Genomic DNA, 22395 nt, shown 5'->3' with positions numbered 1-22395 from the left:
CTCACCGCACGCCCCAAGAAAAATTTGCTCTTGAAAAAGCCGGCAATTGGGCTTTTTCATAATTTTTCAGAGGAAAGCGAAGCGCATGGAACGAAAATCAACAGCCTTGTTTAACAAAGCCTTATTTTTAGAAGGAAAATCAATTAGCACTGGGTCCTGTTGTACAGACTTCAATACCTGTTAACGGATTGCCTTGTGTTCTTTAATAACCCGGAAGGATTTCAATTCATCATCCTCAGGGCCTTGTACTGGAAGTCCAGCTTCCATATTCGTTTTGATGTAAATCAGGTTTTCCTCGGTAATGATTTCACCCGGAATGAAAATCGGAATTCCCGGCGGGTAAACCATGACGAATTCTGCGATGATGCGGCCTTCCGATTCTTCAAATGGTACAACCTCAGTGTCAGCGTAAAAAGCATCCCGAGGTGTAAGTGCCAATAATGGTATATCGGGAAGCATCACTTCAGCATGTACCTTTTCCGCATTATGATGGAATTCTTTTGAAAGCTCTCTCAAGGCTTCGACCAGGATTTCAGCTTCCTTCTCTGTGTCACCAGGTGTAATGATGCAAAGAATGTTATAAAGGTCGGAAAGTTCAACCTCAATATTGTATTTTTCACGGAGCCATTTTTCAACCTCATAGCCAGTTATGTTAAGGTCCTTGATGCTGACCAGGACCTTCGTAGGATCAAAATCAAAGGTTGCTGATGTTCCAAGCAGGTCTTCACCCGGGCAATATAAGTGCTCGATTTCATTTACCTGCCTCCTGATCCATTGTGCCAAAGAAATAGTCCGATCAATGATTTCCCTGCCTTCTGTAGCAAGTCTTCTTCTTGCAGTGTCCAATGAAGCAAGCAGCAGATATGAAGTAGAAGTGGTTGTCAGCATGCTGATAATGGACTGGACACGTTTCGCTGATACCAAACCTTCTCTGACATTCAAAATGGAGCTTTGCGTCATGGAACCGCCGAGCTTGTGAACGCTGGTCGCTGCCATATCTGCTCCAGCCTGCATTGCAGAAAGCGGAAGTCCTTCATGGAAATGAATATGCACCCCATGAGCTTCATCGACTAAGACCGGAACTTTGTATGAATGTGCAATTTCAACAATTTTCTTTAAATCGGCAGCGAAGCCAAAGTATGTTGGATTGATCACAAGCAGTCCCTTTGCATCTGGATGCTGTTCCAAAGCCTTCTCTACAGATTCAGTTGAAATTCCATGAGAGATTCCCAGGTTTTTATCAATCTCTGGGTGGATGAAGATTGGAATTGCCCCAGAAAAAACAATCGCAGACATAATTGATTTATGAACATTACGCGGCACGATGATTTTATCTCCAGGTCCGCATACCGTCATAATCATTGTCATGATGGCCCCACTAGTTCCCTGAACTGAGAAAAATGTATGGTCAGCACCAAATGCCTCTGCAGCCAGTTGTTGTGCCTGCTTTATAATCCCCTTTGGAGAATGGAGGTCATCAAGAGGACCGATGTTAATCAAATCAATTGAAAGGGCGTTATCACCAATGAAGCTTCTGAATTCAGGATCAATGCCGCTGCCTTTTTTATGGCCGGGAATGTGGAATTGAATAGGATTTTTTTCAGCGTGTTTTAATAGGCTTGTAAATAAGGGTGTTTCGTTTTGTGACAATTGATCATCACACCTCTTTATTAATGAATTTTTATTCAATTTTTACTAGGATTTTTGTACATTTTTGAAAAAGTGGCTCTGTTATGAACTAATGTTTATAGTAGTAACTGTTGATTGGAGTCGAAGGCGCGTAGACTCCTCCGAAAATGCTAACGCATTTCCATCGTGCGTGGGCAAGTTCGAGGAAGCCCATTCAAAGTCCTGCGGGCGCAGCTGGACAGGTGAGACCCCGGTAGAAATGGCCCGGAAAGAAGGGGCCATTTTACCCCGCAGGAGCAAAGCGACGAGGAGGTTCAGCGCCAGCCCCGCGGAAAGCGAAGCGCCTGGAACGTAAATCAACAGTATTGATAACAAAGCTAAAAAAATAAAACATATGCATTATAGCACTATTCAGACCTGATGCAAAGAAATATTGCGGAACAGGAATATTTTTATGCTTAGTGTGTGCAGGCGCAGGAAAAGAAAACAGGAATCCCTCCTGTTAAAATAGAAGTATTAATAAAAGAACAGGGGGAGTTAAAACGATGAACTGGAAAACCGATGTTACAGAACTTCTCGGGATTAAGTATCCCATCATTCAGGGCGGATTAGCCTATTTGGCGTATTCAGAACTGGCCGCAGCAGTTTCCAATGCAGGCGGATTGGGACAGATTACCGCTATGTCCTTGCCGAATCCTGATGAGTTAAGAAGTCAAATACATAAAGTAAGAATGCATACAGATAAGCCATTTGGGGTGAATTTTGCGATTGGCCAGCACGGACGGCCGTTTTCGCATTATTTAGAGGTTGCAATAGAGGAAAAAGTGCCTGTCATATCAATGACAGGCGGAAATCCTGCACCGATTTTTGATCAGCTGGAAGGAACAGACATAAAGAAGCTTGTGCTGGTTGCAGCAAAAAGACAGGCACAGAAGGCGGAAGAACTGGGTGCAGATGCTGTGATGGTAGTCGGCCAGGAAGGCGGAGGACATCTAGGGAAGAGTGACATAGGGACAATGGTATTAATACCTTCAGTAGTTGATGCTGTTTCAATACCTGTTATTGCTTCCGGCGGAATTGGCGACGGCAGGGGACTGATGGCAGCCTTAAGCTTGGGTGCGCAGGGAATCGAAATGGGAACCCGCTTCATTGCTACGAAAGAGTGCGTCCATGCGAATGAAGTGTATAAGCAGAAGTTGATTGCTGGAACGGAAAATGATACTACAGTCATAAAACGAACGCTTGGAACTCCAGCGAGGGCGATTTCCAATCCATTAACGGAGAAGATAATCGAAATTGAAAAGCAGAACAGCGGTAATTATGATGCCCTGAAGGACCTTATCAGCGGAAGTGCAAATAGAAAGTATATTTATGATGGTGATGAAGAGAATGGATTTGGCTGGGCCGGACAGGTCATGGGGCTGATTAAGGATTCGCCATCTGTTGAAGAATTGTTTAAAAGGATCATTCATGATGCAGAACAAATCAGGGGAACCTGGAGCAAATAAGCAATTCCTTGCTTACAATGCCGAATACCTGTAAAATTCATTAAAGATTTATCAAAAATAGGGAACATGGTTTCCAGCCATTAAAGCAGGTGAAATAATGGAATATCAATATCCAATAGATTATACTTGGTCCACCGATGAAATTGTTGATGTGATTCGTTTTTTTGAATGTATTGAACAGGCCTTTGAAAAAGGAATCGAACGTGATGTGCTGTTACATGCATACAGGCGCTTTAAGGAAATCGTGCCTAGTAAGGCTGAGGAGAAAACGATTTTTAATGAATTTGAAGAAGTTAGCGGCTATGCAGCTTTCCAGGCAGTAAAGCTTCTTAAAGAAAAGAATTCCGGGGAAAAGATCAAAGCCAGCCAGCAGAAGAGGAAATAACGTACAATGCACAGTAAAGAGCCCATGTAAAATGGGCTCTTTATTTGGTTTATGCCAATTTATATAAGGGTAATATCTCTTTAAATACAAACTCAATTTTGGATAGCATTTCGTCGCCGCTCAACTTGACAGCTTCCTCGCGAGGAATATTCAAGCCGCATAGGATTTCAGCCTTTTTAACAGATTGAAGTCTTGTGAACATATTCAATAGTTCTTCCTTAGAAAGCTCACGGTGCAAAGTAGCTTCCGGCTTCATATGATCACCCGACCAATAAAAATCCTTTGGGATCTGCTTGTAGATTGAATCGATGTTTTTCTCGAGCTTTTTACCGAAGACTTCCTTATTTGGTGCTTCGTAAATTACAGCGAACCAGATGAAAACATGGGTTTCCCAAAGTCCAATCTGAAAATGAGGCAGCATTTTATAGCCCCTTGGATTACTGGCAAATGCTACCCACGTATCTTTAGGAGGGTTGATTGTCCTCCGTGCATGTTTTGCTACATGGTAATGCATTTCATCCCCGGCAAGGCTCGAAAGTGTTGGAGCAAAGTGCTGGCCGAGTTCTTCAAGTTTAGGGCGAATCTGAAGCTTAAGGGCCTCCATTCTTTCGTCGAGACCGTCAATTTTGAAAACGTCGAAATCCGCTTGTGTGAATCCTGAAAATGACAATATGATAACCTCCTATTACTTTGACAAATATTGTAGCAAATGCTTGTCGAAAATTGAAGCGGAAGGCATTCATGCAACTAGGTATAAGCACAGCCAAGGCCGAATCAAAAATCATATGATAAATAAAAACAGAAAAAAATAGAGGAGTGTAGAATAATGAAACAACTGATAAATTCGACTAGAAAAAGAAATGGCGAGTTACAGCGAACTGCAGTGCTCCGTCTTGAGATGGATTATGAATTGGCAACTTTATTTGACGCTATGAATGATTCTGATAAACCCAAGATGAAGGAATGCAAGCAGCGCCTTGAAAGGATCAGACAGGAATTATTGAGATTAAAAGCATTATAATGAAAAAAGATTTAAGGAAGAAGATGGGTATAAAAAATGCAATGTCACACTCAAAAATGCATCAGTTACAGAATTTAACGAACTCCTGAATAAAAATGGGGTTCGTTTCTTATGTTCGAAGGTGTCTGGTTATTTTTGAATGATACATCGGGGACAAGGGGAACCCTAATACTTGATATATAATGAATGTTTTCGCTAAGCTAAAATAGAAACCTGTAACCAGCATATAATGAACCTATATAGGATCGGGGGAAGTTAACATGGATTATAATCTTCAAGAGATTGATACATATGCTAAAAGCTGGATAAGGGAGGCTGGTGAAAATATCAGGGCCTCCTTTTCTAAAACCTTGAATGTCACAACCAAATCAAACCCAAATGATCTTGTCACAGATATCGACAAAGCCACGGAAAGATTTTTTATCGAAAAGATCAAGGGTACATTCCCTGATCACCGCATTATGGGGGAAGAAGGGTACGGCGATAAAGTCGAAGACCTGTCCGGTGTGATCTGGATTATTGATCCAATAGATGGGACGATGAATTTTGTTCATCAGCAGAGAAATTTTGCTATTTCTATTGGCATTTACATCGAAGGAGAAGGGATGATTGGCCTAATTTATGATGTGGTCCATGATGAACTGTACCACTGTGTAAAAGGCAATGGAGTTTACCTGAATGATAAGTCCATTCCTAAATTGGAAAACGGAAAGGTCAATGAAGCCATCATAGCTCTTAATGCGACCTGGGTAGCACCTAATAGAAGAATAAACCATGAATTACTTATTCCCCTTGTTAAGGATGTACGGGGGACACGGTCATATGGTTCCGCGGCAATGGAACTTGTCTATGTAGCCACAGGCAGAATTGATGCCTACCTGACGCCAAGGCTTGCACCTTGGGATTTCGCCGCAGGAATCATCATGGTAAAGGAGCTCGGCGGTGAGGCTACAGACCTTAGAGGGAAAGAGTTCGATATGCTGAGTGAAAGTTCTTTATTTGTCTCAAAGCCAGGGCTTCACAATGACATCCTGAAGAATTATTTAAAGGATGGAAATTGGTGAATTTGAGGTTCAGGCCATTTGACAATACAGACCTCGCTTTTTTCAAGGAATTAGCAGAGACCAGTAATAAATGGAAAAAGAATGAGCTTCAGGGTAATGATATCGAAAAGTACATGGAGCAATATCTGGAGCATGGTGGAGAGTGGCGGATTTGGCTTGAGAAAGAAAAACCCGTTGCGATAACATATCATCTTGAGAATGCTGCTTCAAACAAAAAGCCATGGTTAGGTACGATCCTTGTTAAAGCCTCAGAGCGGCGCAGAGGAGTAGCCAGCTGTATTTTTGAAATACTTTTTGGCGATTTGCGTGAGAAAGGATATAAAGCCATTTTCGCTGGTGTTCCGATTGATGAAATTGAATGGTCGAATTTCTTGAGTGACTGCGGATTTGAACAATTAAAATTGGAAGAAAATAAGGGCGAAACCTTTTTGATCATGGTCCGCCCCTTAAATTTAGCCAGCTGATGACTCAGCTGGCTTTTGATTTTTGTTAAAGCTCTCCAGCTTCCCGCATTTGTTTCTTCTTCTTGAAACCGAAGCCCATTACAAAAATAAGGGCGACGATGCATGCAATTACTCCGGATACACTCCGTTCTCCTATGGCAATGCCGATACCAATCATGCATGAAGCGGCAGCGATAGCGAAAAATAATAATGGCCATTTTATTTGCTTCAAGGGTAGTTCCTCCATTCGACATTTGGTGTCAAATAACTTTATCTTCAATTGTACAATAAAATGCTTTTAGGTTTCTACACTAATTATGTTATAATATGTAGGTTGTGAAAAAAGCCAATAGAATAATTCAATATTAAAGGCAGGGTGACTTTTTTGAAATTAAGAGAAGATATTAGAAATATAGCGATCATTGCCCACGTTGACCATGGTAAAACAACATTGGTTGACCAGCTTCTGAAACAATCTGGTACATTCCGTACTAATGAGCATGTTGAAGAACGCGCAATGGATTCAAATGATTTGGAAAGAGAACGCGGAATCACGATCCTCGCGAAAAATACAGCTATTTCATATAAAGATACACGTATTAACATTCTTGATACTCCTGGACACGCTGACTTTGGCGGCGAAGTTGAGCGTATCATGAAAATGGTTGACGGCGTATTGCTTGTTGTCGATGCGTATGAAGGCTGCATGCCGCAAACACGTTTTGTTTTGAAGAAAGCACTTGAACAACATTTAACACCAATTGTGGTAGTGAATAAGATTGACCGTGACTTTGCTCGTCCTGCTGAGGTTGTTGATGAAGTCATTGACTTGTTCATCGAACTGGGTGCAGATGAGGACCAGCTTGAATTCCCAGTTGTTTATGCTTCTGCAATCAACGGAACAGCAAGTATGGACCCTGAAAAACAGGATGAAAACATGCAGTCATTATACGAGTCAATCATTGACCATATCCCTGCACCGGTTGATAACCGTGAAGAGCCTCTTCAATTCCAGGTTGCCCTTCTTGATTATAATGACTATGTAGGCAGAATCGGTATTGGCCGTGTCTTCCGCGGAACGATGAAGGTTGGCCAGCAAGTAGCGCTTATGAAGCTTGACGGCTCTGTAAAGCAATTCCGTGTTACAAAGATTTTTGGTTTCTTCGGCTTGAAGCGCCAGGAAATCCAGGAAGCACATGCTGGTGATCTAATCGCGGTTTCCGGAATGGAAGACATCAATGTTGGTGAAACTGTATGTCCATTCGACAACCAGGATCCACTTCCGGTACTGCGAATCGATGAGCCTACGCTTCAGATGACATTCCTAGTCAACAACAGTCCATTCGCAGGCCGTGAGGGTAAATACCTTACTGCGAGGAAAATCGAAGAAAGACTTCGCGCGCAGCTTCAAACAGACGTTAGTCTTAGAGTAGATAATACGGACTCACCTGATGAATGGATCGTTTCAGGCCGTGGAGAATTGCACCTGTCTATCCTGATCGAAAACATGCGCCGTGAAGGTTATGAACTTCAAGTATCAAAGCCTGAAGTTATCGTACGTGTGATTGATGGAGTGAGAAGTGAACCGGTAGAACGCGTTCAAATCGATGTTCCTGAAGAACACACTGGTTCCATCATGGAATCAATCGGTGCACGTAAAGGCGAAATGCTCGATATGATCAACAATGGAAGCGGCCAGGTTCGCTTGATTTTCAACGTGCCGGCACGTGGACTAATCGGTTACACAACAGAATTTTTAACACTGACTCGCGGATATGGTATCATTAATCATACATTCGACAGCTACCAGCCGATGCTTCAAGGCCAGGTTGGCGGACGCCGCCAGGGTGTTCTTGTATCAATGGAGTCTGGGAAAGCTTCTACTTATGGAATCATGCAGGTAGAAGACCGTGGTACAATTTTCGTTGAGCCAGGTACAGAAATTTATGAAGGTATGATCGTGGGCGAACACACACGTGAAAATGACATTACTGTTAATATCACGAAGGTAAAGGCAGCAACAAATATTCGTTCTGCAAATAAAGACCAGACTTCAGTCATCAAAAAGCCAAGAATCATGACACTTGAAGAGTCATTGGAGTACTTGAATGATGATGAGTATTGTGAAGTAACACCAGAATCAATCCGCCTTCGCAAGAAGATTCTTGATAAGAACGAACGTGAAAGACAGGCGAAAAAGAAAAAGTTCGCTGAGGCTTAAACTGAAGTAGGGGGAAGAAGTAATGGACGTAAGCCAAAGGTTATCATTTTTTGCAGCACTTTTCAGGGTAGATGAGAACCCGACTATTGGTATGTGGCTGTTATATCTTACAATAGCAGGGCTTAGTATCCTTGTTTACAAACTGGGCTTTGCTCAAAAATTGCCTATGCTTAAAAACATAATCATTTATGCTTTTTTGCTCCTGGGCTCTACAGTCCTTACCTTCCTTGCCATATTTCTTCCAATTGCCGAAGGGCTAGTTGTTGCAGCGATGATTTTAATCATCTATAAGATGAGGCTGCGCCAGCATAAAAAAGAAGAAATGAATGCGAAATAGGAGTTGCCGATATGAAATCACTCCAGGATGCTATTTATAATTGGCTGACAATTAAAATTGTAAGTGATGCACGTCCCGATGATACGGCTGCACGTGAAACAGCAGAGCTGTTTGAGAAGATCCTCGCTGAAGAGCATGAGGTGGAATCACATGAGATGAAGCGGGATGCCCTCATGTACTATGTGACCGTCCATCAAAGTGGAAACACGAAGGAATACAGATTCCCGCGCGATTTAATCGAGGTAATGCTTGATCAAATCAGCCAGGAACCTGAAAAATATGTGAATTATCCTGAAGACTAAAAAATCCGCTCCTTAAAGGGGCGGATTTTTTCTATGGATTTTTTCTTTAGCCTTCAGCTAAGGGTGAGTGATTGACTAACTAACGTTTTACCAATCATCCTTCTCGACACGTGTACGGTATAAGCGGAAGTTCCCTGTAGCAATTCGGTTTTTAGTTTTTTCGGCGATTCTTTCATCGCATGCTTTACACATATATGTATGGATCGGACGGTTGCGCAGCCGTTTTGCTTGAAGGGTATCGCTATTGATATTCTCGATTTTGTCGCATAGGACGCATTTGACTCTCATTTCTTACACCTCATTTTGTAATCATACATAGCATGTTGAAGATTGGATTATATTATAGTATAGCATTGTTTATTGCCAGCTAAGTAAAAAAATCGTTTAAGTTGCCCTGCAGAAAGGGTTCGTAGTACTATTATGATAGTTTAAGGAGGGTGAATATGGCAAATCAAGTTGAACCAAAATTGATAAAACCTTTGTTTGATGGACTTCAAAAAGAGCGCTTTGTAACATTGGCGACAGTAGACCACGAAACTGGCGGACCAAATGTGAGCGCGATTTCCTGGATTTTAGCGAAGGATGAGCAAACTATTTACTTTGCGGTAGATAATCGTTCCCGGATCATCGAGAACATAAAAAATAATAATAAAGCTGTCATCAATCTGATCGCAAATGAATCTACATATTCCATCAGCGGGACGGCGAGCATAAAGCAGGACAAATTGGAAGGAGTTCCTTTGAAGCTTGCACTCGTTGAAATCAGCATTAATGAAGTACGGGACGTCATGTTCTATGGTTCAAAGATTGTTGCAGAACCTCAATATGATAAAACTTATGATAAAGATGCCGCTGCACGTCTTGATAATCAAGTAATGGACGCAATGAGAAAAGCTTAGTCAAATGACTAAGCTTTTTTATTAGGCATGAATGACCATTATTTATGGTAATTTGAGCCTTTTTCCTGTTTCTTCTCCAGTTTATTTTCTTCTTTGTTATTCAGGTTCTTCTTAGGTTCTTCAGTAGGGTTCTTTGATTGCGGGTCGATCATGTCAGCTGGTACCTCTGGCATAACACGGCCGGTGATATCCGATAACTCGTTCATAATACCCTGGATCGGCTTCCCGTTCCGGATATCTTCAGAAATTTCTTTTAAACGCGCTGTGATATCAGGATCTGCCACAACCACCGCTCTTGCGCCATGAGGATCCTTTTTTAGTGCCTCCGCAACAGTGTATTTCACTGTGTCCACTTCGGATCTCTCCATCTTGCCGTTAACATCGATCCCTACAATGGCATAGCGGCCAACCACTACGGCGGCTGCGTCATCAACATTTGGAATATGGGTAGTCAAGTTCACAAGATGGCGGGAAATCTCTTGTCCTGATTGGCGGTCCACCTCTTCGATAACACTGTTTTGTACCTTCACCCGGTTGTCTTCCTTTTGATCCTGGCTGGCATTATTAAAAATATTGCAGGCACTGATGAACATCAATAAGGACAAAACGGCGATCAATCTTATCATTTAAATCCCTCCGGTCTTCAAATCATTGCGGTACTGAATGATACTGCTCCTGAGTTTATAAAGAAAAAACCTCTAGGAATAAATCTTTGGCTGAAAGCTGGAAAATGATTTCCTCAAAGGTTATTGTGCAAAATATCTTCTATCTTTATACAGGAAGTCATATATTTTACAAAGTCCCGGCCGAGGCTGACGAGTTGGCCAGAGTCGAGATCACGAAGGCGGGAGGCATCATTTTGAGTAAAATATACGTACTGGATACAAACGTCTTATTACAGGATCCGCATGCGATTTTTTCGTTTCAGGATAATGAAGTTGTCATACCTGCTGTAGTCCTCGAGGAAGTTGATTCAAAGAAAAGATATATGGATGAGATTGGGCGCAATGCGCGCCAGGTTTCACGGCTAATAGACGGCATGAGAGACACTGGCAAGCTCCATGAAAAAATAAACCTCGAAGGAGGAGGAACATTACGGATTGAACTCAATCATCGTTCGTTCCATCAGCTTCAGGAGATTTTTGTTGAAAAGACAAATGATAATCGCATATTGGCTGTAGCAAAAAACCTGAGCCTCGAGGAGCAGACAAAGGAAGATGGACGCCAGGTTATTCTGGTCAGCAAAGATGCTCTTGTAAGGGTAAAAGCAGATGCAATTGGATTATTGGCGGAAGACTTCCTAAGTGACAGGGTAGTTGAACTGAATCACCTATACTCAGGCTACGCAGAAGTTTATCTCGAAATCGGAGTCCTGAACCGGTTCTATGAAAAGGGAGAACTGGATCTTTCTGAACTGAATGGCCAAACCTTTTTGTATCCCAATCAATTTCTTATCATGAAGGATATACTGGGCAGCTCAGCATCCGCTATCGGAATGCTCGACAGCAAGAGGAAAAAAGTAAGGAAACTCGTTTTTGAACATGAAGGCAAGCATATTTGGGGAATCCGCCCCCGCAATGTCCAGCAAATCATGGCTTTGGAATTGCTTTTACGGCAAGACATGCCTTTAGTTACATTAATTGGCCGCGCAGGTACCGGGAAAACGCTTCTTGCTCTTGCATCAGGACTGCTGCAGACTGAAGACCTGGGCATCTTTAAAAAGCTGCTGGTGGCAAGGCCGATTGTTCCAGTCGGCAAAGATCTTGGTTTTCTGCCAGGCGAGAAGGAAGAAAAGCTAAGACCGTGGATGCAGCCGATTTATGATAACCTCGAATATCTTTTTAATACCAAAAAACCAGGAGAGCTTGATGCGATTCTGGCTGGAATGGGATCAATCGAAGTGGAAGCATTGACCTATATAAGAGGAAGAAGCATTCCAGATCAGTTTATTATCATTGATGAAGCGCAAAACCTAACGAAGCATGAAATCAAGACTATCCTCACTCGAGTAGGGGAAAGGAGTAAAATCGTCCTCATGGGAGACCCCGACCAAATTGACCATCCATACCTGGATGCCTACAATAATGGGCTTACCTATGTGGTCGAGAAGTTTAAGGACCAGCAAATTGCCGGGCATGTTCAGCTGGTAAAAGGCGAGAGATCTGCGTTGGCCCAGCTGGCAGCAGACCTGCTTAAATGACATTTAGTGCAATTGCCTTTAACTGTAATGCTCTTCGATATCATACACAATAAGAGCAAAAAAACGGGCATCACATTGATGCCCGTTCGATCCACGCTACATATAATGCTGTCCGAGTGATTGCAAATTAATCAAAATATTTAGCATTCAAGAATGCTTTCCATTCAAGTGCAGCAGGTGCAAATGCTATTTAATCGTAAACCCTGTTACATTCTTTATCGGGTCATGGCTATTGGACCCGTCCTGATAGTAAACATGCAGCGGCCCATCCTCTTTAAGTGGTTTGCCGTCCTTTGAAAAGCCGAGGATTAGTCCATAAGCTTCTGTTAGGGGAAGTTCAATTTCATTGTCAGGCGTTTCAATCACCAGGTAATGCGCGTCTATGCCAGGCTCGGCATTTTCAATGAATGGCTTGAAGGGTATGCCGAAGGTTCCTGTCAGCACCTTTTCCTTTTGGAACTTGACCTCGGTTTTCAGGGTAGGCGGGTAAACCGCACCCTCCATGATTTCACGGTCCCAATGTTTTGATATTGATTTTGTATATGTTTCCAGTTCATCGCTCTTAGAAGATTCCTGTTGAAAATATGTAGTTAAATCTACTTTCCTGTCGTCGAAAATCCAGACTCCAGGATCCAGAGTGATCTTATACTTTATATTGCCTTTTAAAGGGATGATTCCTTCCATGTTGATCCTCCTGCCAATTAAACATCTTCATTTCATAGTATACCTATAAATAGATAAAATGTCATACACAGAGGATTTCCAAGAGAAACCAAAAATTTCTGATTCCCTAATATTCTTGCATTTTTAGCGCCTTAAGGGTAAAATTTATAGATAGGATCGGGTAATCGCTCGGAAACGGGGGGATCAAGTTGGCGTCTGATATGATTATAAACCATCAGGAAAAAGCCCATGCCTTGCTTAAGGCTGACGCTGATAAAATTTTAAAGCTGATCAAAGTGCAAATGGATAACCTGACTATGCCTCAATGCCCTCTTTATGAAGAGGTTTTGGATACGCAAATGTTTGGATTATCGAGAGAGATAGATTTTGCAGTCAGACTCGGCTTAATCGAAGAATCAGATGGGAAGGTAATTCTGGACCAATTGGAACGAGAACTTTCCATTCTACATGAGGCTTCGTTAAAAAAATAAATCATAAGAACTCAAACAGCCGTTATTGGATTGTTTGAGTTTTTTTGTGAATCTCGAAACAGCTTATATGATGGTTATTGACTTTTAGATGACATATTTTAAAGATGCTTTAAGTTTCTGCTAACTTTTACATAAATCAAGGCAGGATATTCTAACTTGTAGTAGAATAGATTAAACAACTTAGAAGATGGGGAAGAGACGATGTTTAAAAAAATACTCAAATCCTACGATTATGGCTTGATCATTGTCATTGCGCTCTTAAGCTTGTTTGGCCTTGTCATGGTCTACAGTGCGAGCATGGTCACCCGTTTTGAGGTCGAAAGTGACTTTTTCTATCAAAAACAAAAAATAAACTTGCTGCTGTCAGCAGTCGTGTTCGTTTTCATGGCAATTTTTCCTTATAAAGCGATGAAAAGCAACAAAATCCTTATACCAATGGTCGTTTCCAACCTGATAGGACTGCTGATTTTGTTCGTTGTCGGTAAAGTGGCGAACAACGCGCTTAGCTGGATTGAGCTTGGAGCGAGGAGCATACAGCCTTCCGAGATTGCGAAATTGAGTGTCATCATTTACCTGTCAGCTGTTTATGCGAAAAAACAATCCTATATCAATCAATTCAACAAAGGTGTCATACCTCCGCTTTTCTATCTGGTTTTCGTGTTCCTTCTCGTGGCTTTCCAGCCCGATTTCGGAACAGCTGGTATTATTATCATGATTGCGGGAGCCATCATTATCTCATCGGGAATGAGCATGAAAAATATGCTGAAACTCGCCATGATCATAGCAGTCTTTCTTGTTCCAATCTCACTTGTCATGAAGGATGAGGTATTCTCAGAGAAAAGGATTGAACGACTGACATCCTATAGTGATCCATTTATAGATGAACAAAAGTCAGGCTATCAGCTAGCCAATGCTTATTATGCAATTGGATCAGGCGGATTGACGGGGCTCGGACTGGGAGAAAGCAATCAGAAGCTTGGCTATTTACCTGAAGCACACACAGATTTCATAATCGCAGTCATCTCTGAGGAGCTTGGAGTTTTTGGTGTCGGGTTTGTGTTGCTTAGCCTGGCGTTCATAGTATTGAAGGGACTTTATATAGGAGCAAGATGCAAGGATCCATTTGGCAGCCTGCTCGCCATAGGCATAGCCAGCATGATTGGAATCCAATCATTTGTAAACCTTGGTGGAGCCTCTGGAGTTATTCCGCTAACCGGTGTTACGCTTCCGTTTGTTAGTTACGGCGGTTCGTCCTTGCTGCAAATGGCGATTGCTGCAGGCATTTTAGTTAACGTTTCGATGTTTGTTAATTTTGAAGAGAAATATAAGAAAGACAAGGAGGCACCTCAGTCGAAAGCGAACTCCGGTATGGTGCCGCAAAATACGTTTAAATTCAGGTCCTAAAAGAGGAAGAGGACATGAAAAGAGCTGCAGCGATTGCTGCAGCTCTTTATTTTGCCGTTGCTGGCTGTAAATTTACCGAGTCCTGGTTTTTGATGGTTGCGGCATTTTTCTTGCTTCTGCTGACGAGCAAGATAAAGTAGCTGAAAACACCAAAGAGGACGGATATAAAGAATGCGTGCCCAAGGGCAACGTATAAATTAAGTCTCGTAAAAATAATCATGGCACCCGCTGCTACCTGCAGGGATACAAGGACGAATGAAATGATCCAGCCCCAATAAAGGACTTTTTCATGCCTGTAATGTCTGATTGCAAGGTATGTGACATAGGCGATCCAGATAAAAATGAAGCCAGCTGCAGCCCTGTGGCCCATTTGGACCCATTCGTATATATTGGTTGGAAGCAAGGAGGTCCCATTCGAACAGAGCGGCCAATCCTTACAGACAAGACTGGCGTTCATATGCCTTACAAGGGCTCCGGTATAAACAACCATATAGCTGTAGACTGAAAGTCCGATTATATGGAATCTCATTCTTTTGTCGATAACGACCTTTTCTGCCTGGAATTTCTTATCTACTTCAAATATGAGCAGTGTCAATAGCAATACAGCTGAAAAGGAGATGAGCGATATGCCGAAATGCAATGCAAGAACGAAGTCTGATTGCCCCCACTTAACGGCTGCTGCTCCGATCAGAGCCTGCAGCATCAGAAAGAAAAAGGATAGAACGGATAAAAATTTAGTTTCGCGAATATGGCCGATCTTGCGCCATGTCCATATTGACAGTGCAAGCACCATGAGTCCGACGCTGCCGGAAACAAGCCTGTGGGCAAGCTCGATCACCAGCTCCGGAGTTATATCAGTTGGAACAAATTCGCCATTGCAGAGCGGCCACGATCTTCCGCATCCCATGCCAGAATCGGTTTTGGTCACAAGAGCACCGCCAAGCAAAACAAAAAGCATTCCGATTGTGGTCAGCACGGCAAGCCACTTAAGGGAACGTTGCATGAAAATATCACCTGCTTATTCAGAGTTCGATAAGTTGTCAAATTATAAACTTGACATGTATAATAAGAGAATCGTGTAGAAAGATAGAAATTCTATTCATATAATATCGGAAATTGCCGAAAATGAACAGGAAACAATACTTAAGATAGTACACAATAAAGATCAATTATTCAATACTTCTTCCGTCATATAGACAGGGAGGATATAAAAATGTAAAATTCTCATGCCAGGAACTCAAGGTGGACGGCAAAAATACATAACCGTTTAAAGCTGCCAGGAAAATATTATCCGAAAAATATATATTTAATGAGAGTGGATATCCCAACTGCCGATTTTAAATTCAATGGATTATTCCTTGCAATAAAAATGAAGTTTATGGATAATGGCGGTAAGACACAAATTAGTCATATTTTGTTCAAAAAAAATTCACAAAAAAGTTGTGAAGTGTGATTTAATATACAACGTAGGTGTTATTTTTCTACACAAACATTTAACAGCCTTTATACGTTGAGAATAGTGAAAACTATCTTTCATGATAGCAACTTAAACTCTTCTTTTTTTTGTAAAAATTTCGATTGTGGGATTTTTAAAAATCAAAAGGGGAAGAAGGAGGATATGGATGTCTAATTCAAAAGCTTTCAGTGAAGCGGTATTAGAGAACGGACAGCCTGCAGCCGCAGAAAGTACGGCTTTCAAAGACTTTCTTGCTTTGATTAAAGTCGGCATTGTAAATTCAAATGCTATGACAACATTCACGGGATTATGGCTGGCACTGCATTTCAGCGGTGCAAGATTCCTGGACAATATCGATTTGATTCTTGCAACATTGATAGGATCGTCCCTGATCGTCGCTGGCTCTTGCAGCCTTAATAACTATATAGACCGGGACATCGATCATTTAATGGAAAGAACTAAAGGAAGGCCAACTGTTACAGGCCGAGTGCAGCCGGGCAGAGTAGCGCTGATGAGCTTCCTGCTGATTGGATTGGGAACAGCGTTCTTGTTCACCACTACTGTTACTGCAGCAGTAATTGGCCTATTTGGTGTTTTCAGCTATGTTGTCCTCTATACAATGTGGTCAAAACGCCAGTTTGTCTCCAATACTATTGTTGGCAGCATTTCAGGAGCAGTTCCTCCGTTAATCGGCTGGGCTGCGGTAGATGCCAATCTTGATGTTTTGGCCTGGATGCTGTTTGCGATCGTTTTCGTATGGCAGCCTCCGCACTTCTATGCATTAGCAATGAGAAGGGTAGAGGAGTATCGTGCAGCTGGCATCCCAATGCTGCCTGTTGTAAAAGGATTCAAAGCAACTAAGCGATCAATTTTCCTCTGGATCACCGCATTGCTTCCGCTGCCATTCTTCATGCCATCGCTAGGAATTACCTTCATGGTATTGGCAACTGTGCTGAACATTGGCTGGCTTGCTTTGGGAATTTACCTGCTAAAGCTTAAAGATGATATTAAATGGGCAAAACTGATGTTTGTGTATTCATTACAATACCTTACAGTCATGTTTGTTGCTATGGTAATTGTCACACTCATTTAATCTTTGTTAGGATATTCTCTCTTTCTCGAGAGAGAATTTTTCCATATATTTTAACAACAAATTTATTAGATTTTTTACGAAAGAGGGGTTTAAAAAAGCTATGAAGATGCTTGCTAAATGGCGTCTGCTATCACTGTTCGCAATGATGGCACTAGTCTTGTCCGGCTGTGGAGAACCATACTTGTCTGCATTAAGACCTGCAGGTGAAGTGGCGCAAACACAGTATGAGCTCATGTTATTGAGTACGGCAATTATGGTGGGAGTAATTGCTGTTGTCACAATCATTTTTATTATTGTAGTTACAAAATTCCGCAGGAAAAATGACAATGAAATTCCAAAGCAGGTTGAAGGAAGCCACAAGCTTGAAATCCTGTGGACAGTCATTCCGATCTTATTGCTATTGATTTTAGCTGTGCCTACTGTTGCACAAACCTTCAATTTTGCTGATGTTTCACCAATGGATAAGAAAAACAAGGATGGCAAAACCGATGTCCTTGTTGTAAATGTCCGTGCGAATCTTTACTGGTGGGAATTTGAATATCCAAACCAGGAAATCATCACTAGCCAGGAATTAGTAGTCCCAACAGATGAAAAGGTTTACTTTAATCTGAAGGCTTCTGATGTAAAGCACTCTTTCTGGATTCCATCCGCTGGCGGAAAGATGGATACTAACACTGATAACGTGAATAAGTTCTGGCTTGAGTTCGACAGCAAAGGTGCTGATGAAGCAGGCGGACTATTCTACGGAAAATGTGCGGAGCTATGCGGCCCTTCACACGCATTGATGGACTTCAAAGTGAAAGCATTGCCTCGCGCTGAATTCGATCAATGGGTAGCAGGTATGCAGTCAGTTAAGGAAGCTCCTAAGGCTGAAACACAGACAGCACAGGAAGGACAAGAAATCTTCAACAAGAGCTGTATCGGCTGTCATGCTGTAACTCCAGCAAACACTGCTCCAGAAGCTGCTCGTGTTGGTCCTAACCTGACAAACTTTGGCGATCGTGCACGCGTTGCTGGAGTGTTAGACCATACTGAAGAAAATATCAAGAACTGGTTGAAGGATCCAGAAGCATACAAGCCAGGCAATAAAATGACTGGTAAATATGGAGAATTAAGCGACCAGCAGCTTGATGCATTAGCAGAATACCTAATGGGCTTAAAAGTCCAGAAATAACAGGGGAATTGTTTGAAAGGGAGGTAAAACTGTGAGTACCTATGCTCAGAAAAAGGGATTCGGTGCGACAATATGGGAGTTTTTAACGACTGTTGACCATAAGAAAATCGCAATCCTTTATCTTATTGCTGGCGGATTCTTCTTTGTCCTAGGCGGACTTGAAGCCTTATTCATCCGTATCCAGCTGGCTGTACCTAACAATGATTTTGTAAGCGCAGGATTCTACAATGAAATCCTGACGATGCACGGAACAACAATGATTTTCCTTGCAGCGATGCCGCTCGTTTTTGCTTTCATGAATGCTGTTATGCCACTGCAGATCGGTGCGCGTGACGTTGCGTTTCCATTCATGAACTCATTGAGTTTTTGGCTGTTTTTCTTTGGAGGAGTATTCCTGAACCTATCTTGGTTCCTGGGAGGAGCTCCTGACGCAGGTTGGACTTCATATGCATCTTTATCGATTGCATCTGAAACCCACGGTATTGATTTTTACGCATTAGGATTGCAGATTTCCGGTGCTGGTACACTGATGGGTGGTATAAACTTTCTTGTTACAATCATCAACATGCGTGCACCTGGTATGACTTATATGCGTATGCCAATGTTTACATGGGCAACTTTCGTTACATCTGCTCTAATCTTATTCGCATTCCCTCCATTAACGGTTGGGTTGTTCTTATTGATTTTTGACCGTATGTTTGGTTCTAACTTCTTTATTACAGCAAATGGCGGTAATACGATTATCTGGGAACATCTTTTCTGGATATTCGGACACCCTGAAGTATATATCCTGATCCTTCCGGCATTCGGTATTTTCTCAGAGATTTTCTCGATCTTCTCAAGAAAGCGTCTGTTCGGATACTCATCAATGGTATTCGCGACTGTATTGATCGGTTTCCTTGGATTCATGGTTTGGGCTCACCATATGTTCACAACAGGTCTTGGACCAATTGCCAACGCAATCTTTGCAGTAGCGACAATGGCGATTGCCGTTCCTACTGGTATCAAGATTTTTAACTGGCTGTTCACAATGTGGGGCGGAAGCATCAAGTTCACTACGCCAATGCTTTGGGCTGTAGCGTTCATTCCTTCATTCGTAGCCGGTGGTGTAACGGGTGTCATGCTTGCATCAGCTGCAGCTGACTATCAGTACCATGACAGCTACTTCGTAGTAGCCCACTTCCACTACGTTATCGTAGGTGGGGTAGTATTCGCGCTATTTGCAGGCGCACATCTGTACTGGCCAAAAATGTTCGGTACAATGCTTAATGAAACTTTGGGTAAAATCACTTTCTGGTTATTCCTGATTGGTTTCCACCTGACATTCTTTATCCAGCACTTCCTAGGACTGATGGGTATGCCACGTCGTATCTTTACTTTCCTTCCTGGACAAGGACTTGAGACGGGTAACCTGATCAGTTCGATCGGTGCCATCTTCATGGCAGTAGCGGTAATCGTTCTTTTGATCAACGTAATCATTACAAGTGTCAAAAATGAAAAGGTTGGAAATGATCCGTGGGGTGACGGCCGTACTCTTGAGTGGGCTATCGCATCACCACCGCCTTTCTACAACTTTAAGCAGCTTCCTTTAGTCCGTGGATTGGATGCTTACTGGCTTGAAAAGATGGAAGGCAAAAAAGGCATGACGCCTGCAGAACCGCTTGGCGATATCCATATGCCTAATAATTCTTTCATTCCTTTTGTCATCTCATTTGGATTGTTCGTTGCTGCATTCGGAGCAATGTATCACGCTGACCACGCATGGGGCCTTCCGGTTCTGATTCTGGGTATGGCTATTACATTAGGTTCAATGTTCGTACGCTCAATTAAAGATGATCATGGATTCCATATTCATAAAGAAGATTTAATGGACGATGATAATGATAAGGGGGTAAAGGCATAATGCAAGCTGAAGAAAAATTCACTTATGAAACATGGCCTGCCGCGCCTGAAAAAGCAACCCTCGAAGCAAAAAACAAGTTTTTGGGCTTCTGGTTTTTCCTTGGTGGAGAAACAGTATTGTTCGCAACACTGTTTGCCACATATCTTGCATTAAAAGATAAGGTTCCAAGTGCTGATCATGCTCTTGCTAAGGACATCTTTGAAATCCCGCTTGCATTCGCAGCTACTATGCTCTTATTGACAAGCTCTTTGACAAGTGTGTATGCAATGTATCACATGAAGAACTTTAACTTTAAAAAGATGCAGCTTTGGTTAGGACTGACTGTTCTTTTAGGAGCAGCCTTCCTTGGTCTTGAAATTTACGAATTCAATCATTATGTGCATGAGTTCCACCATACATTTACTAGCAGTGCCTTCGGTTCAGCCTTCTATACATTGGTTGGCTTCCACGGCGGTCACGTTGCTTTTGGATTGTTGTGGATCACTACTTTGATGGTTCGTAATTCTAAGCGTGGATTGAACCTTTACAACGCTCCTAAGTTTTATGTTGCCAGCCTTTACTGGCACTTCATCGACGTTGTCTGGGTATTCATCTTCACGGTAGTATATCTAATGGGAATGGTGGGATAATCTGATGGCGAATCAACAACCAAGTTCAGGGAACCCAAGAGTAGACATCGAATATCGTCGCAAAAAGAGCGCCGAAGAGATGAGATACCAAATCATTTCTTTTGCATTGATGATTTTCTTGACAATTGTGGCTTTCGTGGCAGTAGGATATGAAGGATTCTCAGGATGGTTCACAGTACCATTTATCCTTCTGCTTGCAGTCGTACAGGTCATTTTCCAGCTTTACTACTTCATGCACATGAGCCACAAAGGACATGAAGCACCAGCTCTATTCCTTTACTCAGGCGTGTTAGTTGGAGCTATAACAATTCTCACTTTCACGACCATCATTTGGTGGTAAGCATTAAACAAATAGCTAAAGAAAAAATCGGCCATTCAAGCCGATTTTTTCTTTGTAGCCTATACTTCTAATTAATGGAAGTGTCATTTCGTTGAAAGTGCATACCAACGCCAGTATAATGAAAGTAAAGTTTTAATTTGGACGGGGTGGAATAGATTATGCTTACTCTAGACATGTTTGGATTCAGAGCCTTATGGAGCCCGTTTTTTTTCGCGTTCATGGCAGTTTTGCTGATTGCTTATTACCTGGTGGTTTTTAAATATTATAATCGTTTCAAGGATGGGTCACCTGCTACCGTAAAGCAGGCAGCGTATTTTACATCCTTTGTTCTTGTTCTGTACCTTGTAAAAGGATCTCCAGTTGATTTATTGGGCCATATCATGTTTTATGTGCATATGACTCAGATGGCAGTTCTTTATCTAGTATTGCCGCCATTATTGATTTTTGGATTGCCACAATGGCTTTGGAGATCGGTTTTATCACTGCGTTTGATTGACCGGCTGTTCCGATTCTTCACGAAGCCATTAATTGCGTTGATTATGTTCAATGGAATTTTCTCTATTTACCACATACCTTTGATCTTTGACTTTATTAAGACAGATATGTGGCTTCACGCTGGATACACCGCCGTCTTGTTTGTTCTGTCAATCTTGATGTGGTGGCCTTTGATTAACGAATTACCGGAATACCAAACCCTGTCAGGGGTAAAGAAGATGGGCTATATTTTTGCAGACGGTGTGTTGATCACACCTGCTTGTGCACTGATTATTTTTGCGGATGCGCCAATGTATGCTACTTTCTCTGATCCAAATGCATGGGCACAGGCTATGCAGTTATGTGTTCCTTCTGCGACGTTAGCATCGCTTAATTTATCCGGTCCGGAAGCGTTCAGCTCGATATCGCTCCTTCATGACCAGCAGCTCGGCGGAGTTATAATGAAGGTAATCCAGGAAATCGTTTATGGCATCTTCCTGGGCTATGCTTTCTTCCAGTGGTTCCGATCTGAAGAGGACCAGACAGAACAGGATGCTATTAACCTGGCGCGTGCACCTCAGCCGGCCAAATAATATTAAAATAAACAGGCTTCCCATTTTGAACTGTACCCCGTCAAGTAGACAATCGAAATAATAAAAATGATTTAAGCGGCGTTAGCTCTATATTCTATAGGGCTAAGGCCGTTTAATCGTTTTTGATATCTATCGTGATTATAAAAATGTATGTATTCATCTATTG

At 42.1% G+C, this 22395-nt stretch carries 26 protein-coding genes; 18 read left to right on the top strand and 8 right to left on the bottom strand.

What is annotated here, in order from left to right; translation table 11 throughout:
• Positions 1 to 180 precede the first annotated feature (180 nt).
• Positions 181 to 1650: an aminotransferase class I/II-fold pyridoxal phosphate-dependent enzyme gene (locus AC3EBE_RS21125; protein WP_488596999.1), complete on the bottom strand. Its 1470-nt coding sequence runs from the start codon at positions 1648 to 1650 to the stop codon at positions 181 to 183.
• 524 nt (positions 1651 to 2174) lie between these two features.
• Here AC3EBE_RS21125 and AC3EBE_RS21120 point away from each other — a divergent pair.
• Positions 2175 to 3137 carry an NAD(P)H-dependent flavin oxidoreductase gene (locus AC3EBE_RS21120; RefSeq protein WP_488596998.1) on the top strand — a complete coding sequence of 321 codons (963 nt, stop codon included), beginning with the start codon at positions 2175 to 2177 and terminating at the stop codon, positions 3135 to 3137.
• 97 nt (positions 3138 to 3234) lie between these two features.
• Positions 3235 to 3522, top strand: a complete 288-nt coding sequence (locus tag AC3EBE_RS21115; RefSeq protein ID WP_488596997.1) for a UPF0223 family protein — start codon at positions 3235 to 3237, stop codon at positions 3520 to 3522.
• 49 nt (positions 3523 to 3571) lie between these two features.
• On the opposite strand, the gene AC3EBE_RS21110 is transcribed toward AC3EBE_RS21115, so the two are convergent.
• Positions 3572 to 4192 (bottom strand): YktB family protein, encoded by a 621-nt coding sequence (locus tag AC3EBE_RS21110; protein WP_488596996.1) that lies wholly within the window; start codon positions 4190 to 4192, stop codon positions 3572 to 3574.
• A gap of 156 nt (positions 4193 to 4348) precedes the next feature.
• Here AC3EBE_RS21110 and AC3EBE_RS21105 point away from each other — a divergent pair, with 156 nt between their 5' ends.
• The 3 genes from AC3EBE_RS21105 to AC3EBE_RS21095 all read left to right on the top strand — a co-directional run bounded on the left by AC3EBE_RS21105 (position 4349) and on the right by AC3EBE_RS21095 (position 6071).
• Complete coding sequence (locus AC3EBE_RS21105; protein WP_207498578.1) at positions 4349 to 4543, top strand: hypothetical protein; 195 nt, start codon at positions 4349 to 4351, stop codon at positions 4541 to 4543.
• A 260-nt stretch (positions 4544 to 4803) separates the two neighbouring features.
• Positions 4804 to 5607 carry an inositol monophosphatase family protein gene (locus AC3EBE_RS21100; RefSeq protein WP_488596995.1) on the top strand — a complete coding sequence of 268 codons (804 nt, stop codon included), beginning with the start codon at positions 4804 to 4806 and terminating at the stop codon, positions 5605 to 5607.
• On the top strand, positions 5604 to 6071 hold the full coding sequence (locus AC3EBE_RS21095) for a GNAT family N-acetyltransferase (protein ID WP_488596994.1): 468 nt from the start codon (positions 5604 to 5606) through the stop codon (positions 6069 to 6071). Before AC3EBE_RS21100 ends, AC3EBE_RS21095 begins: the two co-directional genes overlap by 4 nt.
• Before the next feature lie 25 nt (positions 6072 to 6096).
• Here AC3EBE_RS21095 and AC3EBE_RS21090 read toward each other — a convergent pair whose 3' ends face one another.
• Complete coding sequence (locus AC3EBE_RS21090) at positions 6097 to 6282, bottom strand: YlaF family protein (RefSeq protein ID WP_488596993.1); 186 nt, start codon at positions 6280 to 6282, stop codon at positions 6097 to 6099.
• 153 nt (positions 6283 to 6435) lie between these two features.
• Between AC3EBE_RS21090 and typA the strand changes: the two genes are divergently transcribed.
• Genes typA through AC3EBE_RS21075 form a run of 3 tightly spaced genes read left to right on the top strand, consistent with a single transcriptional unit; the run spans position 6436 to position 8910 of the window.
• Positions 6436 to 8271: a translational GTPase TypA gene (typA, locus tag AC3EBE_RS21085; RefSeq protein WP_214703680.1), complete on the top strand. Its 1836-nt coding sequence runs from the start codon at positions 6436 to 6438 to the stop codon at positions 8269 to 8271.
• Between the two features lie 22 nt (positions 8272 to 8293).
• A complete protein-coding gene (locus AC3EBE_RS21080; protein ID WP_488596992.1) occupies positions 8294 to 8608 on the top strand; it encodes a YlaH-like family protein in 315 nt (104 codons plus the stop codon).
• 11 nt (positions 8609 to 8619) lie between these two features.
• Positions 8620 to 8910: a hypothetical protein gene (locus AC3EBE_RS21075; protein ID WP_488596991.1), complete on the top strand. Its 291-nt coding sequence runs from the start codon at positions 8620 to 8622 to the stop codon at positions 8908 to 8910.
• Between the two features lie 87 nt (positions 8911 to 8997).
• Here the strand turns inward: AC3EBE_RS21075 and AC3EBE_RS21070 are convergent, their stop codons facing one another.
• Positions 8998 to 9198 (bottom strand): YlaI family protein, encoded by a 201-nt coding sequence (locus AC3EBE_RS21070; RefSeq protein ID WP_488596990.1) that lies wholly within the window; start codon positions 9196 to 9198, stop codon positions 8998 to 9000.
• Between the two features lie 155 nt (positions 9199 to 9353).
• Here AC3EBE_RS21070 and AC3EBE_RS21065 point away from each other — a divergent pair, with 155 nt between their 5' ends.
• Complete coding sequence (locus AC3EBE_RS21065; RefSeq protein WP_488596989.1) at positions 9354 to 9809, top strand: pyridoxamine 5'-phosphate oxidase family protein; 456 nt, start codon at positions 9354 to 9356, stop codon at positions 9807 to 9809.
• A 38-nt stretch (positions 9810 to 9847) separates the two neighbouring features.
• Here the strand turns inward: AC3EBE_RS21065 and AC3EBE_RS21060 are convergent, their stop codons facing one another.
• Positions 9848 to 10435 carry a YhcN/YlaJ family sporulation lipoprotein gene (locus AC3EBE_RS21060; RefSeq protein ID WP_488596988.1) on the bottom strand — a complete coding sequence of 196 codons (588 nt, stop codon included), beginning with the start codon at positions 10433 to 10435 and terminating at the stop codon, positions 9848 to 9850.
• Positions 10436 to 10665: 230 nt separating this feature from the next.
• Between AC3EBE_RS21060 and AC3EBE_RS21055 the strand changes: the two genes are divergently transcribed.
• Positions 10666 to 12009, top strand: a complete 1344-nt coding sequence (locus AC3EBE_RS21055; RefSeq protein WP_488597000.1) for a PhoH family protein — start codon at positions 10666 to 10668, stop codon at positions 12007 to 12009.
• A gap of 186 nt (positions 12010 to 12195) precedes the next feature.
• Here AC3EBE_RS21055 and AC3EBE_RS21050 read toward each other — a convergent pair whose 3' ends face one another.
• Positions 12196 to 12693: a peptidyl-prolyl cis-trans isomerase gene (locus AC3EBE_RS21050; protein WP_488596987.1), complete on the bottom strand. Its 498-nt coding sequence runs from the start codon at positions 12691 to 12693 to the stop codon at positions 12196 to 12198.
• Positions 12694 to 12881: 188 nt separating this feature from the next.
• Here AC3EBE_RS21050 and AC3EBE_RS21045 point away from each other — a divergent pair, with 188 nt between their 5' ends.
• Positions 12882 to 13163, top strand: a complete 282-nt coding sequence (locus AC3EBE_RS21045) for an Fpa/YlaN family protein (protein WP_415812522.1) — start codon at positions 12882 to 12884, stop codon at positions 13161 to 13163.
• 201 nt (positions 13164 to 13364) lie between these two features.
• A complete protein-coding gene (locus AC3EBE_RS21040) occupies positions 13365 to 14567 on the top strand; it encodes an FtsW/RodA/SpoVE family cell cycle protein (RefSeq protein ID WP_488596986.1) in 1203 nt (400 codons plus the stop codon).
• Positions 14568 to 14613: 46 nt separating this feature from the next.
• Here the strand turns inward: AC3EBE_RS21040 and AC3EBE_RS21035 are convergent, their stop codons facing one another.
• On the bottom strand, positions 14614 to 15570 hold the full coding sequence (locus AC3EBE_RS21035) for a COX15/CtaA family protein (RefSeq protein ID WP_488596985.1): 957 nt from the start codon (positions 15568 to 15570) through the stop codon (positions 14614 to 14616).
• 619 nt (positions 15571 to 16189) lie between these two features.
• Between AC3EBE_RS21035 and cyoE the strand changes: the two genes are divergently transcribed.
• The 6 genes from cyoE (at position 16190) to ctaG (ending at position 22229) form a co-directional block, all read left to right on the top strand.
• On the top strand, positions 16190 to 17116 hold the full coding sequence (gene cyoE / locus AC3EBE_RS21030) for a heme o synthase (protein WP_488596984.1): 927 nt from the start codon (positions 16190 to 16192) through the stop codon (positions 17114 to 17116).
• Between the two features lie 100 nt (positions 17117 to 17216).
• On the top strand, positions 17217 to 18290 hold the full coding sequence (gene coxB, locus AC3EBE_RS21025) for a cytochrome c oxidase subunit II (RefSeq protein WP_488596983.1): 1074 nt from the start codon (positions 17217 to 17219) through the stop codon (positions 18288 to 18290).
• Positions 18291 to 18321: 31 nt separating this feature from the next.
• A complete protein-coding gene (ctaD, locus tag AC3EBE_RS21020) occupies positions 18322 to 20193 on the top strand; it encodes a cytochrome c oxidase subunit I (RefSeq protein WP_488596982.1) in 1872 nt (623 codons plus the stop codon).
• Positions 20193 to 20822 carry a cytochrome (ubi)quinol oxidase subunit III gene (locus tag AC3EBE_RS21015; protein ID WP_488596981.1) on the top strand — a complete coding sequence of 210 codons (630 nt, stop codon included), beginning with the start codon at positions 20193 to 20195 and terminating at the stop codon, positions 20820 to 20822. Before ctaD ends, AC3EBE_RS21015 begins: the two co-directional genes overlap by 1 nt.
• A gap of 4 nt (positions 20823 to 20826) precedes the next feature.
• Positions 20827 to 21162, top strand: coding sequence for a cytochrome c oxidase subunit IVB (gene ctaF, locus AC3EBE_RS21010; protein WP_488596980.1), 336 nt, complete (start codon positions 20827 to 20829; stop codon positions 21160 to 21162).
• Between the two features lie 158 nt (positions 21163 to 21320).
• Positions 21321 to 22229, top strand: coding sequence for a cytochrome c oxidase assembly factor CtaG (ctaG, locus tag AC3EBE_RS21005; protein WP_488596979.1), 909 nt, complete (start codon positions 21321 to 21323; stop codon positions 22227 to 22229).
• 71 nt (positions 22230 to 22300) lie between these two features.
• Here ctaG and AC3EBE_RS21000 read toward each other — a convergent pair.
• A partial coding sequence (locus tag AC3EBE_RS21000; protein WP_488594714.1) for an IS3 family transposase occupies positions 22301 to 22395 on the bottom strand: 95 nt, incomplete at its 5' end.

It is taken from the genome of Mesobacillus sp., from assembly GCF_057785455.1.
The sequence above is the reverse complement of the archived record's forward strand: the minus strand, read 5'-3'. Positions and strand labels throughout refer to the sequence as shown.

What these genes read in the sequence shown, in the direction of transcription:
- AC3EBE_RS21060 (WP_488596988.1), bottom strand. Translation starts at nt 10,435, where the DNA reads ATGATAAGATTGATCGCCGTTTTGTCCTTATTGATGTTCATCAGTGCC.
- AC3EBE_RS21120 (WP_488596998.1), top strand. Translation starts at nt 2,175, where the DNA reads ATGAACTGGAAAACCGATGTTACAGAACTTCTCGGGATTAAGTATCCC.
- AC3EBE_RS21070 (WP_488596990.1), bottom strand. Translation starts at nt 9,198, where the DNA reads ATGAGAGTCAAATGCGTCCTATGCGACAAAATCGAGAATATCAATAGC.
- AC3EBE_RS21035 (WP_488596985.1), bottom strand. Translation starts at nt 15,570, where the DNA reads ATGCAACGTTCCCTTAAGTGGCTTGCCGTGCTGACCACAATCGGAATG.
- AC3EBE_RS21065 (WP_488596989.1), top strand. Translation starts at nt 9,354, where the DNA reads ATGGCAAATCAAGTTGAACCAAAATTGATAAAACCTTTGTTTGATGGA.
- coxB (WP_488596983.1), top strand. Translation starts at nt 17,217, where the DNA reads ATGAAGATGCTTGCTAAATGGCGTCTGCTATCACTGTTCGCAATGATG.
- AC3EBE_RS21040 (WP_488596986.1), top strand. Translation starts at nt 13,365, where the DNA reads ATGTTTAAAAAAATACTCAAATCCTACGATTATGGCTTGATCATTGTC.
- AC3EBE_RS21100 (WP_488596995.1), top strand. Translation starts at nt 4,804, where the DNA reads ATGGATTATAATCTTCAAGAGATTGATACATATGCTAAAAGCTGGATA.
- AC3EBE_RS21115 (WP_488596997.1), top strand. Translation starts at nt 3,235, where the DNA reads ATGGAATATCAATATCCAATAGATTATACTTGGTCCACCGATGAAATT.
- cyoE (WP_488596984.1), top strand. Translation starts at nt 16,190, where the DNA reads ATGTCTAATTCAAAAGCTTTCAGTGAAGCGGTATTAGAGAACGGACAG.
- AC3EBE_RS21105 (WP_207498578.1), top strand. Translation starts at nt 4,349, where the DNA reads ATGAAACAACTGATAAATTCGACTAGAAAAAGAAATGGCGAGTTACAG.
- AC3EBE_RS21080 (WP_488596992.1), top strand. Translation starts at nt 8,294, where the DNA reads ATGGACGTAAGCCAAAGGTTATCATTTTTTGCAGCACTTTTCAGGGTA.
- ctaG (WP_488596979.1), top strand. Translation starts at nt 21,321, where the DNA reads ATGCTTACTCTAGACATGTTTGGATTCAGAGCCTTATGGAGCCCGTTT.
- ctaF (WP_488596980.1), top strand. Translation starts at nt 20,827, where the DNA reads ATGGCGAATCAACAACCAAGTTCAGGGAACCCAAGAGTAGACATCGAA.
- AC3EBE_RS21015 (WP_488596981.1), top strand. Translation starts at nt 20,193, where the DNA reads ATGCAAGCTGAAGAAAAATTCACTTATGAAACATGGCCTGCCGCGCCT.
- AC3EBE_RS21050 (WP_488596987.1), bottom strand. Translation starts at nt 12,693, where the DNA reads ATGGAAGGAATCATCCCTTTAAAAGGCAATATAAAGTATAAGATCACT.
- AC3EBE_RS21075 (WP_488596991.1), top strand. Translation starts at nt 8,620, where the DNA reads ATGAAATCACTCCAGGATGCTATTTATAATTGGCTGACAATTAAAATT.